Source organism: Kluyvera sp. (assembly GCF_047971185.1).
Taxonomy (GTDB): domain Bacteria; phylum Pseudomonadota; class Gammaproteobacteria; order Enterobacterales; family Enterobacteriaceae; genus Kluyvera.
In genome coordinates this window covers 1-10396 of sequence record NZ_JBKDZH010000104.1, presented here as the reverse complement: position 1 = coordinate 10396, position 10396 = coordinate 1, and the positions used below count along the sequence as shown (strand labels likewise).

Sequence of the window (10396 nt, the reverse complement as noted above, 5' to 3'; positions counted from 1 at the left end):
GCACAGGCAGCGACAATAAGCCATCAGGCGCTGCGCAGGCATCAACGGACCGACAGACAGCGACGGCGACGCCAGCCACTGGCCCGACGAATGAATCTCAGGAGATACTCGACATGTTTCAACGCTTCCTGATGGTCGCCAAGCTGGTGATTGCCCCGCTCACGGCTGCAAATGCCGCAGACCAATCTAACCCTTACAAGCTGATGAACGAAGCGGCGCAGAAAACGTTCGATCGCCTGAAGAATGAACAGCCACAAATTCGTTCTAACCCGAACCACCTGCGCGACGTGGTCGATCAGGAACTGCTGCCGTACGTGCAGGTGAAATACGCCGGTGCGCTGGTGCTGGGCCGCTACTACAAAGACGCCACTCCGGCGCAGCGTGAAGCCTATTTTGCCGCCTTCCGTGAATACCTGAAACAGGCTTACGGCCAGGCGCTGGCGATGTACCACGGCCAGACCTACCAGATTGCCCCGGAACAGCCGCTGGGCGACGCCACCATCGTGCCGATTCGCGTCACCATCATCGACCCGAACGGCCGCCCGCCGGTACGCCTGGACTTCCAGTGGCGTAAAAACACCCAAACGGGTAACTGGCAGGCGTACGATATGATCGCGGAAGGGGTGAGCATGATCACCACCAAGCAGAACGAGTGGAGCGACCTGCTGCGCACCAAAGGCATCGATGGCCTGACCGCACAGCTGAAATCCATCTCTGCGCAGCCGATCACCCTGGAACAGAAAAAATAATGGCTGAAGAGCTTAGCTGGACGCGCGACGGCGAGCGCCTGGCGCTGCACGGCGAACTGGATCAAGACTTTCTGGTCCCGCTGTGGGACGCCAGACAAGAGGCCACGCAGGGGGTCTCGGTGATCGATCTGAGCGGTCTTAGCCGCGTCGATACCGCCGGCCTGGCGCTGCTGGTGCACCTCGTTGACCTGATTCGTTCTCAGGGCCGCGAGGTGAGTCTGCAAGGCGTGAGCGAAAAAGTGGCAACGCTGAAAGGGTTGTATAATCTGCCTGAAGATATGATCCCTTAAAAATTTCAGCACGTTATTGCTTCTAACATTCTTAAAGCCTCATCAATCTTAACGATGGGGCTTTTTGCTTGTTTAAGACTGCGCCACTTTCCTCTAAGATGTGGGGCTGTTTTCACTCTCAAATGAAATGTGAACCTATGGAAAATAATGAAATTCAGACCGTGCTGATGAATGCACTCTCCCTTCAGGAAGTTCTCGTTTCTGGTGACGGTAGCCACTTCCAGGTGATTGCCGTGGGTGAGATGTTTGATGGCATGAGCCGGGTTAAGAAGCAGCAGACTATCTACGGCCCGCTGATGGAGTATCTTGCGGACAACCGCATTCATGCCCTGTCGATCAAAGCGTACACCCCGCAAGAATGGGCGCGCGATCGCAAACTCAACGGTTTTTGAGCCATGGGGGAAGCGGTAAGCCTTCCCGGTGGCGAACGTGAATACTTAACAGAGATTAGATTTGATGGATAAATTTCGTGTGCAGGGGCCAACCCGCCTTCAGGGCGAGGTCACCATTAGCGGCGCCAAGAATGCTGCCCTGCCGATTCTTTTTGCCGCACTGCTGGCAGAAGACCCGGTAGAGATCCAGAACGTACCGAAACTGAAAGACGTGGATACCTCCATGAAGCTGCTGACGCAGCTGGGTGCGAAGGTTGAGCGTAACGGTTCAGTATGGATTGATGCGGGCTCGGTCAATGTTTTCTGTGCACCTTACGACCTGGTGAAAACCATGCGCGCGTCTATCTGGGCGCTTGGGCCGCTGGTGGCGCGTTTTGGTCAGGGTCAGGTTTCTCTGCCGGGCGGCTGCACCATCGGCGCGCGTCCGGTCGATCTGCACATTTCTGGTCTTGAGCAGCTTGGCGCGGAAATTAAGCTGGAAGAAGGCTACGTCAAAGCGTCCGTTAACGGTCGTCTGAAAGGCGCGCATATCGTCATGGACATGGTCAGCGTCGGCGCGACCGTGACCATCATGACCGCCGCCACGCTGGCGGAAGGTACCACCATCATCGAAAACGCCGCGCGTGAGCCGGAAATCGTCGACACGGCGAACTTCCTCAACGCAATGGGCGCGAAAGTGACGGGGCAGGGGACTGACCGCATTACCATCGAAGGCGTGAAACGCCTGGGCGGCGGCGTTTACCGCGTGCTGCCTGACCGTATCGAAACCGGCACCTTCCTGGTGGCGGCGGCGATCTCCGGCGGCAAAATTGTCTGCCGTAACGCGCAGCCGGATACGCTCGACGCGGTGCTGGCTAAGCTGCGTGAAGCCGGGGCCGACATCGAAGTGGGTGACGACTGGATTAGCCTCGATATGCACGGCAAGCGCCCGAAAGCGGTAAACGTGCGCACCGCACCGCACCCGGCGTTCCCGACCGACATGCAGGCGCAGTTTACCCTGCTGAACATGGTGGCGGAAGGTACCGGCGTGATCACCGAAACGGTCTTCGAAAACCGTTTCATGCACATTCCGGAACTGATCCGTATGGGCGCGCGTGCGGAAATCGAAAGCAACACCGCCATTTGCCACGGCGTTGAGCAGCTGTCCGGCGCTCAGGTGATGGCAACCGACCTGCGCGCATCGGCAAGCCTCGTGCTGGCCGGCTGTATTGCACAGGGCACCACTATCGTTGACCGCATCTATCACATCGATCGCGGCTACGAACGCATTGAAGATAAGCTGAGCGCCCTGGGCGCCAATATCGAACGCGTTAAAGGCGAGTAATCGCTGCTGCTGTTAAACGCCCTCTGGAGAGCCTGGAGGGCGTTATATCCTGCTATTTTTCCTTCTTTGGCTGGCGTATCGCCCGCGTTCTATCGATAAACTGATGGGTGACCGGATCGTGATACCGCGACGGCCAGATGACCCATGGATCCGTTTCCAGCACCTTTGCAATAATCACTTCCCCCTTAGGCCAGGGGCGTGTAAGCACATTGGCGAGCGTTGATGAACTCAGGCCGTTTTTACGTGATTCAGCGGCCATTGACGTACCTTTTTTCCGCAGTCCGGCGATGATATCCGCTGGATGCCAGTCGATAAAGTTATCCATACTTCCTCCCTGAGAGCGCTGTCTAATCGTCAAGTTGGTTGAAGAATGGACTCTAACCCGCTTTTCAGGAAGATTCTAAAAGGTTCGTGTAAGTTTTGATAAATTAGGAAAACGTTAATTTTCAGGTGCGAAATGGCGTCTTTTGGTATTTTCTGGAACTTTCCCGCGCGGTGCGCGGGAGAGGGATTAACGATCGCGCTGAACGGCGATATGGGCGAGACCAATCAGCGCATCGCGCCACTGGGAGTCTGGCAGCGGCGCCAGGGCGGCAATCGCTTTGTCGGCTTCTTCTTCTGCACGCTGGCGGGTCCACTCCAGTGAACCGCTAGCTGCCATCGCCTCCAGTACCGGTTCCAGCAGGTGGCGGCCGTTACCCTGTTCAATCGCGCCGCGAATCAGCTGCGCCTGCTCTGGCGTGCCGTTACGCATCGCGTGCAGCAGCGGTAGCGTTGGTTTGCCTTCGTTCAGGTCGTCGCCGACGTTTTTACCCAGCGTTTCGCCGTCGGCACTGTAGTCGAGCAGATCGTCAATCAGCTGGAAAGCGGTGCCGAGATAGCGACCGTAGTCCTGCAGACCTTTTTCCTGCTCGACCGTGCAGCCGGCCAGCAGACCGGAACACTGGGCGGCGGCTTCGAACAGACGCGCGGTCTTGCTGTAGATGACGCGCATGTAGTTCTCTTCGGTGATGTCCGGATCGTTGACGTTCATCAACTGAAGGACCTCGCCTTCGGCAATAACGTTGACCGCTTCAGACATCACTTCCAGCACCTTCAGCGAACCGAGGCTGGTCATCATCTGGAAGGCGCGGGTGTAGATAAAATCGCCGACCAGCACGCTGGCCGCGTTGCCAAAGGCGGCGTTAGCCGTCGCTTTGCCGCGGCGCATATCAGACTCATCGACGACGTCATCGTGCAGCAGCGTCGCGGTATGAATAAATTCGATCAGTGCGGCAATCTTGACGTGGGCGTTTCCTTGATAGCCAACGGCGCGCGCCGCCAGTACGGCGATCATCGGACGAATCCGTTTCCCGCCGCCGCTAACGATGTAATAGCCTAGCTGGTTGATCAACTGGACGTCCGAGTTGAGCTGCTCAAGAATCGTCGCATTGACTCCCGCCATATCCTGCGCGGTTAACTCATTGATTTTTTGTAAATTCATCGCAAAAGCCGGGCTTAATGTCCTGTTTACCACTTATCCATACGGGATAACGAAGGTTTTACGTTAGAGTTGTAACTGCAATTGTACTGAAAAAACGCGCCAGATAAACGTTACCGTGTGCGTTGTGTTTTTTTTCTGCATCTATTGATGGTAGCACTTGTCAAAGGCTCGCGTTTTGCGTAATATTCGCGCCCTATTGTGAATATTTATAGCGCACTCTGAATCACACGAGGATGTGCGCGGAAGCGGAGTTTATATGTACGCGGTTTTCCAAAGTGGTGGTAAACAACACCGAGTAAGCGAAGGTCAGACCGTTCGCCTGGAAAAGCTGGACATCGCAACTGGCGAATCTGTTGAATTCGCTGAAGTTCTGATGATCGCAAACGGTGAAGAAGTCAAAATCGGCGTTCCTTTCGTTGATGGCGGCGTTATCAAAGCTGAAGTTGTTGCTCACGGTCGTGGCGAGAAAGTTAAAATCGTTAAGTTTCGTCGTCGTAAACACTACCGTAAGCAGCAGGGCCATCGTCAGTGGTTCACTGATGTGAAAATCACTGGCATCAGCGCTTAAGTTAAGGGGAGCAGATTAAATGGCACATAAAAAGGCTGGCGGCTCGACTCGTAACGGTCGCGATTCAGAAGCTAAACGTCTGGGCGTAAAACGCTTCGGCGGTGAAACAGTTCTGGCTGGTAGCATCATCGTTCGTCAACGTGGTACCAAATTCCACGCTGGCTCCAACGTTGGTTGCGGCAAAGACCACACTCTGTTTGCTAAAGCAGACGGTAAAGTGAAATTTGAAGTTAAAGGTCCGAATAACCGTAAATATATCAGCATCGTTGCTGAATAAGTTATTCGCGTCCCGGTAACGGATAAAAGCCCCGCAACACGTTGCGGGGCTTTTTACATTCGACGCCAGGTAAATGATGGTCTGTAGCGCTGTTTCAGGGTAGGAAATCCGGTATGAAGCAACAGGCGGGCATAGGTATTCTGTTGGCGCTCACCACGGCGATTTGCTGGGGTGCATTGCCAATTGCGATGAAACAGGTTCTGGAAGTGATGGAACCGCCTACCGTCGTGTTTTACCGCTTCCTGATGGCCAGCTGTGGTCTGGGCCTGATCCTGACCTGGAAACGCAGGCTGCCGTCTCTGCGGCTCTTCCGTGACCCACGCTGGCTGGTGCTGCTGCTGATTGCCACCGGCGGGCTGTTCGGTAACTTCGTGCTGTTCAGCTCTTCGCTGCAGTACGTTAGCCCAACGGCGTCGCAGGTGATTGGCCAGCTCTCCCCGGTGGGCATGATGGTGGCCAGCGTCTTTATCCTCAAAGAGAAGATGCGCGGTACGCAGATTATCGGGGCGACCATGCTGATCTGCGGGCTGGTGATGTTTTTTAACACCAGCCTGATCGAAATTTTTACCCGCCTGACCGATTACACCTGGGGCGTTATCTTTGGTGTCGGTGCGGCGATGGTCTGGGTGAGCTACGGCGTCGCGCAAAAGGTGTTATTGCGGCGGATGGCGTCACAGCAGATCCTCTTTTTGCTGTACACTTTATGTACGATTGCACTGCTGCCGCTCGCCAAACCTGAAGTTATCGGGCAACTGAGCGACTGGCAGCTGGCCTGCCTGATCTTTTGTGGTCTGAACACACTGGTCGGTTATGGGGCGCTCGCGGAAGCGATGGCGCGCTGGCAGGCGGCACAGGTGAGCGCGTTAGTCACGCTGACTCCGCTGTTCACTCTGTTATTTTCAGATTTATTATCAATGGCCTGGCCCGATTTCTTCGCCAGACCGATGTTAAACCTTTTAGGTTACCTCGGTGCGTTTGTCGTGGTTGCGGGCGCGATGTATTCCGCCATTGGTCATCGTCTATGGGGGCGGTGGCGTAAGCGTGAAGCGGTTGTTCCGTTACCCCGCGCAGGCGAATGATTTACGGAGAGTAAAATGAAGTTTGTTGATGAAGCAACGATCCTGGTCGTAGCAGGTGATGGCGGTAATGGTTGCGTAAGCTTCCGCCGTGAAAAATATATTCCGAAAGGCGGCCCTGACGGCGGTGACGGCGGCGACGGCGGCGACGTATGGATGGAAGCCGACGAGAACCTGAACACCCTGATCGATTACCGTTTCGAAAAATCCTTCCGTGCCGAGCGCGGTCAGAACGGCGCGAGCCGCGACTGTACCGGTAAGCGCGGCAAAGACGTCACCATCAAGGTGCCGGTCGGTACGCGCGTTATCGATCAGGGCACCGGTGAAACTATGGGCGATATGACCAAACACGGTCAGCGTCTGATGGTGGCCAAAGGCGGCTGGCACGGTCTGGGCAATACCCGTTTTAAATCGTCCGTTAACCGTACCCCGCGTCAGAAAACCATGGGTACCCCGGGCGACAAACGTGACCTGCAGCTCGAGCTGATGCTGCTGGCAGACGTGGGGATGCTGGGGATGCCGAACGCCGGTAAATCTACCTTTATCCGCGCGGTTTCCGCGGCGAAGCCGAAAGTGGCGGACTATCCGTTTACTACGCTGGTGCCAAGTCTTGGCGTGGTACGCGTCGACAACGAGAAGAGCTTCGTGGTCGCCGATATTCCGGGTCTGATTGAAGGCGCATCCGAAGGCGCTGGCCTGGGTATTCGCTTCCTGAAGCACCTTGAGCGCTGCCGCGTGCTGCTGCACATCATCGATATCGATCCGATCGATGGTTCCGATCCGGCTGAGAACGCAAAAATTATCATTGGCGAGCTTGAGAAATACAGCGAGAAGCTGGCGAATAAGCCACGCTGGCTGCTGTTCAACAAGATCGACACCATGGATAAAGCAGAAGCCGAAGCGAAGGCGAAAGCCATTGCCGAAGCCATGGGTTGGGAAGATAAGTACTACCTGATCTCTGCCGCCAGCCAGGTGGGCGTCAAAGACCTGTGCTGGGACGTGATGAACTTCATCATCGAGAACCCGCTGGTGCAGGCAGAAGAAGCCAAACAGCCTGAGAAAGTCGAATTCATGTGGGATGACTACCATCGTCAGCAGCTCGACGAAGTGGCCGCAGAAGCGGAAGACGAAGAGTGGGATGATGATTGGGATGAAGACGACGAAGAAGGCGTTGAGTTCATCTACAAGCGCTAATTCCCCGGCTTCACGGGCTAGCAGGACAAAAAAAACGGGCCGCTTTTGCGGCCCGTTTTCTATCAGTTGTTCTGATAAATATCTTTGTACAGACGACTCTCGAAGCGTACCAGCGGAATGCGCCGGTTGCGCTGATCCGCAGGCGGCACGGCATACCCTGACAGATACTGTACAAACGCCATCCGCTGCCCGCTGGCAGTGGTGATGAAGCCTGCCAGGTTGTACACGCCCTGCAATGACCCGGTTTTGGCCGATACCTTGCCGTCAACGCCCGCCTGATGCAGACCCGCACGGTACTGCAGCGAACCATCATGACCCGCCAGCGGCAGCAGCGAGATAAAGTTCAGCTCGTTATCATGCTGAGCGATGTACTGCAGCGCCTGCATCATGGTGGCCGGAGAGATGAGGTTATGGCGCGACAGGCCGGAACCGTCGGCGATAATCGTGTTGCCGAGGTCGACGCCCGCCTGCTGACGCAGAATCTGCCGTACCGCGTCAGAACCCGCGCGCCAGGTGCCCGGGACGCCAAAGCGCGCGTGGCCAATCATGCGGAACACGGTGTCGGCAATCATGTTATCCGACTTTTTCAGCATGATCTTCAGCAGGTCGTGCAACGGTGCCGATTGCTTGCTGGCAATCACCGTTCCCGGCTCGTTGACCAGCGTCTGGCGCAGCAGAGTGCCGGTGTAGGTAATGCCCGCCTGCTTCAGCTCGTCTTTGATAATCGCCCCGGCATAGCTGGCGCCGTCCTGAATGGCGAACGCCAGCGGCAGCGGCTCGGCACGCTGCGGCAGGCAGCCGGTAAGGGTGTAGCGGTTGAGATCGCCCGGTACGACGTCCAGCTCGCAGTACTGCGCCTCGGATGAGCCTTTCGCCAGCGTCCGCACCTGGCTGAACATGATCACCGGGTAATAGGAGGCGATGCGAATAAACGCCAGATCGTTGGCTTTTTGCGCGCTGTAGAGCGAAATGGAGAAGCAGTTGCGGTCGACAATGGCCGCGGCTGGCGGCGCGCTGAAGCACTGGGTCATGTCGTTCCATGGCCAGCCGGGGGCTTTATCGTGGCTGGCAAAGATCGAGGTGTCGATCAGCACGTTGCCCTCGATGGTCTGCACGCCGGATTTTTTCAGCGTCGCCACCATATTACGAATATCCTGACGTCTTAGCGTCGGATCGCCGCCAAATCGCGCAATAAGGTCGCCTTTTAGCGTCCCGTTATCGACGCTGCCTTTGGTCTCCAGCGTGGTGGTAAAACGGAAATCCGGCCCGAGCTGCAGCAGGGCCGCCAGCGCCGTCAGTACCTTCTGGGTACTGGCAGGCAGCGCCATCTGCTGGCCGTGATAATCAATCTGCGGCGCGGGAGCGCCCACTTTCTGCACCAAAAGCGCGAGGTTGGCCCCGGCAGGGAGCTGATTGATATACTCATCAACATTCGCGGCCTGAACGCTAAACGCTATACTGGTGGTCAATCCGATGATAAATCTGGAAAATCGCATAATCTCGCGCTAACAACCTGGAAACAAGCCGTCATACTACGGCCCAACGCCCTGTAAAGTAAACGATGACCCGTAGTGAACTTCGGGGTAAAATGCGTATCAAATTAAAAATTACTGCTGACCTGGGGCCTCGGACCCGGGTCGGTTTTCTTTTGCTTCTGGCCTGGTGTTGATAGCGACCCAGGCGGGCTTAGCAGCCGGAGCGGGGCGAACCGCTCCTAACAGGAATGTTTAAGAGGTATAACAATGCAAGCTATTCCGATGACCCTTCGTGGTGCAGAAAAACTGCGTGAAGAACTGGATTTTCTGAAGTCCGTACGCCGCCCGGAAATTATTGCGGCCATCGCCGAAGCGCGCGAGCACGGCGATCTGAAAGAGAACGCGGAGTATCACGCCGCCCGTGAGCAGCAGGGTTTCTGCGAAGGTCGTATCAAGGATATCGAAGCCAAGCTGTCCAACGCGCAGGTCATCGACATCACTAAGATCCCGAATAACGGCCGCGTGATCTTCGGTGCGACCGTGAAGGTTCTGAACCTGGATAACGACGAAGAGCAGACCTACCGCATCGTGGGTGATGATGAAGCAGACTTCAAACAGAACCTGATTTCCGTGAACTCGCCGATTGCCCGTGGCCTGATCGGCAAAGAGCAGGACGACGTGGTGACCATCCGTACGCCGGGCGGTGAAGTTGAGTTCGAAATCATCAAAGTGGATTATCTGTAAACTTTGTTCAACACTGATAATGTTGACCGAGTGTAAAGATAAGAAAAAGGCCGCATAGCGGCCTTTTATCAAGCATAAGAGCGTGGCATGTTGCTAGCCCTCGTAAAGGAAAACCCTCATTTAACACAGTGTTGTGTCAGAAATTAGGATATTCTTAACGTGGCAGCGAGATTTTGCGTTCTTTACCAGGGCGATAAAGTACCAGCATTTTACCGATGACCTGTACGTTACAGGCGCCGGTTTCGCGCACGATAGCGTCCACGATCAAGGTTTTGGTCTCGCGATCTTCCGAGGCGATTTTCACCTTGATAAGTTCATGGTGCTCTAACGCTTGTTCAATCTCGGCCAGTACCCCTTCGGTCAAACCATTGTTGCCAAGCATAACTACCGGCTTGAGCGGATGTGCCAGACCTTTCAGGTGCTGTTTTTGTTTAGTACTCAGATTCATCGTATATTTTTGCTTACGTTGGGATTGAAAACGGGTCATTCTACCGCCATCTCCCATATATCGCCAAATGGCGCGTAGAAATTTACGCCAAAAGGCTACGATGAACTATCCCGATGGGAATGTTAAATGACAGGTAAAAAGCGTTCTGCCAGCTCAAGCCGCTGGCTTCAGGAACACTTTAGCGATAAATATGTTCAAGAGGCACAGAAAAAGGGGTTACGTTCCCGTGCCTGGTTTAAACTTGATGAAATACAGCAAAGTGACAAACTTTTTAAGCCGGGGATGACGGTTGTCGACCTCGGTGCGGCCCCAGGAGGCTGGTCACTGTACGTGGTCACGCAGATTGGCGGCAAAGGCCGTATCATCGCTTGCGATC

At 55.4% G+C, this 10396-nt stretch carries 14 protein-coding genes; 10 read left to right on the top strand and 4 right to left on the bottom strand.

The annotated features are described in order from the left end of the window. Positions 1-113 precede the first annotated feature (113 nt). From mlaC to murA, 4 genes are all read left to right on the top strand, one after another. Positions 114-749 (top strand): phospholipid-binding protein MlaC, encoded by a 636-nt coding sequence (mlaC, locus tag ACK5JN_RS21120; RefSeq protein WP_416871940.1) that lies wholly within the window; start codon positions 114-116, stop codon positions 747-749. Next, positions 749-1039, top strand: a complete 291-nt coding sequence (gene mlaB, locus ACK5JN_RS21115; RefSeq protein WP_416871939.1) for a lipid asymmetry maintenance protein MlaB — start codon at positions 749-751, stop codon at positions 1037-1039. Before mlaC ends, mlaB begins: the two co-directional genes overlap by 1 nt. Positions 1040-1176: 137 nt before the next feature. Beyond that, positions 1177-1431: a BolA family iron metabolism protein IbaG gene (gene ibaG / locus ACK5JN_RS21110; RefSeq protein ID WP_035891140.1), complete on the top strand. Its 255-nt coding sequence runs from the start codon at positions 1177-1179 to the stop codon at positions 1429-1431. A gap of 64 nt (positions 1432-1495) precedes the next feature. Next, the gene (murA, locus tag ACK5JN_RS21105) at positions 1496-2755 is read left to right on the top strand and encodes a UDP-N-acetylglucosamine 1-carboxyvinyltransferase (RefSeq protein WP_416871938.1); all 1260 of its coding nucleotides are present in this window, start codon (positions 1496-1498) and stop codon (positions 2753-2755) included. Positions 2756-2807: 52 nt separating this feature from the next. On the opposite strand, the gene sfsB is transcribed toward murA, so the two are convergent. Beyond that, positions 2808-3080: a DNA-binding transcriptional regulator SfsB gene (gene sfsB / locus ACK5JN_RS21100; protein ID WP_416871937.1), complete on the bottom strand. Its 273-nt coding sequence runs from the start codon at positions 3078-3080 to the stop codon at positions 2808-2810. Positions 3081-3266: 186 nt separating this feature from the next. After that, entirely contained in the window at positions 3267-4238 is a 972-nt protein-coding gene (ispB, locus tag ACK5JN_RS21095; RefSeq protein WP_416871936.1) for an octaprenyl diphosphate synthase, read from the bottom strand. Between the two features lie 256 nt (positions 4239-4494). Here ispB and rplU point away from each other — a divergent pair, with 256 nt between their 5' ends. The 4 genes from rplU to cgtA all read left to right on the top strand — a co-directional run bounded on the left by rplU (position 4495) and on the right by cgtA (position 7353). After that, complete coding sequence (gene rplU, locus ACK5JN_RS21090; RefSeq protein WP_003025032.1) at positions 4495-4806, top strand: 50S ribosomal protein L21; 312 nt, start codon at positions 4495-4497, stop codon at positions 4804-4806. Between the two features lie 19 nt (positions 4807-4825). Next, the gene (gene rpmA, locus ACK5JN_RS21085; RefSeq protein ID WP_064541895.1) at positions 4826-5083 is read left to right on the top strand and encodes a 50S ribosomal protein L27; all 258 of its coding nucleotides are present in this window, start codon (positions 4826-4828) and stop codon (positions 5081-5083) included. A gap of 113 nt (positions 5084-5196) precedes the next feature. Further along, positions 5197-6162, top strand: a complete 966-nt coding sequence (locus tag ACK5JN_RS21080; protein ID WP_416871935.1) for a DMT family transporter — start codon at positions 5197-5199, stop codon at positions 6160-6162. 15 nt (positions 6163-6177) lie between these two features. Next, on the top strand, positions 6178-7353 hold the full coding sequence (gene cgtA, locus ACK5JN_RS21075) for an Obg family GTPase CgtA (RefSeq protein ID WP_416871934.1): 1176 nt from the start codon (positions 6178-6180) through the stop codon (positions 7351-7353). A gap of 62 nt (positions 7354-7415) precedes the next feature. On the opposite strand, the gene dacB is transcribed toward cgtA, so the two are convergent. Further along, entirely contained in the window at positions 7416-8849 is a 1434-nt protein-coding gene (gene dacB, locus ACK5JN_RS21070; RefSeq protein WP_416871933.1) for a serine-type D-Ala-D-Ala carboxypeptidase, read from the bottom strand. Between the two features lie 246 nt (positions 8850-9095). Between dacB and greA the strand changes: the two genes are divergently transcribed. Continuing rightward, a complete protein-coding gene (gene greA / locus ACK5JN_RS21065) occupies positions 9096-9572 on the top strand; it encodes a transcription elongation factor GreA (protein WP_416871932.1) in 477 nt (158 codons plus the stop codon). A gap of 154 nt (positions 9573-9726) precedes the next feature. Here the strand turns inward: greA and yhbY are convergent, their stop codons facing one another. Further along, on the bottom strand, positions 9727-10020 hold the full coding sequence (gene yhbY / locus ACK5JN_RS21060; protein ID WP_024133059.1) for a ribosome assembly RNA-binding protein YhbY: 294 nt from the start codon (positions 10018-10020) through the stop codon (positions 9727-9729). 126 nt (positions 10021-10146) lie between these two features. Here yhbY and ACK5JN_RS21055 point away from each other — a divergent pair. After that, on the top strand, positions 10147-10396 hold a 250-nt coding region (locus tag ACK5JN_RS21055; RefSeq protein WP_416871931.1), incomplete at its 3' end, for an SAM-dependent methyltransferase.

Excerpts from the sequence above, each read along its gene's own strand:
- sfsB (WP_416871937.1), bottom strand. The coding sequence starts at position 3,080 with ATGGATAACTTTATCGACTGGCATCCAGCGGATATCATCGCCGGACTG.
- cgtA (WP_416871934.1), top strand. The coding sequence starts at position 6,178 with ATGAAGTTTGTTGATGAAGCAACGATCCTGGTCGTAGCAGGTGATGGC.
- greA (WP_416871932.1), top strand. The coding sequence starts at position 9,096 with ATGCAAGCTATTCCGATGACCCTTCGTGGTGCAGAAAAACTGCGTGAA.
- ACK5JN_RS21080 (WP_416871935.1), top strand. The coding sequence starts at position 5,197 with ATGAAGCAACAGGCGGGCATAGGTATTCTGTTGGCGCTCACCACGGCG.
- ispB (WP_416871936.1), bottom strand. The coding sequence starts at position 4,238 with ATGAATTTACAAAAAATCAATGAGTTAACCGCGCAGGATATGGCGGGA.
- rplU (WP_003025032.1), top strand. The coding sequence starts at position 4,495 with ATGTACGCGGTTTTCCAAAGTGGTGGTAAACAACACCGAGTAAGCGAA.
- mlaC (WP_416871940.1), top strand. The coding sequence starts at position 114 with ATGTTTCAACGCTTCCTGATGGTCGCCAAGCTGGTGATTGCCCCGCTC.
- murA (WP_416871938.1), top strand. The coding sequence starts at position 1,496 with ATGGATAAATTTCGTGTGCAGGGGCCAACCCGCCTTCAGGGCGAGGTC.
- yhbY (WP_024133059.1), bottom strand. The coding sequence starts at position 10,020 with ATGAATCTGAGTACTAAACAAAAACAGCACCTGAAAGGTCTGGCACAT.
- dacB (WP_416871933.1), bottom strand. The coding sequence starts at position 8,849 with ATGCGATTTTCCAGATTTATCATCGGATTGACCACCAGTATAGCGTTT.
- mlaB (WP_416871939.1), top strand. The coding sequence starts at position 749 with ATGGCTGAAGAGCTTAGCTGGACGCGCGACGGCGAGCGCCTGGCGCTG.
- rpmA (WP_064541895.1), top strand. The coding sequence starts at position 4,826 with ATGGCACATAAAAAGGCTGGCGGCTCGACTCGTAACGGTCGCGATTCA.
- ibaG (WP_035891140.1), top strand. The coding sequence starts at position 1,177 with ATGGAAAATAATGAAATTCAGACCGTGCTGATGAATGCACTCTCCCTT.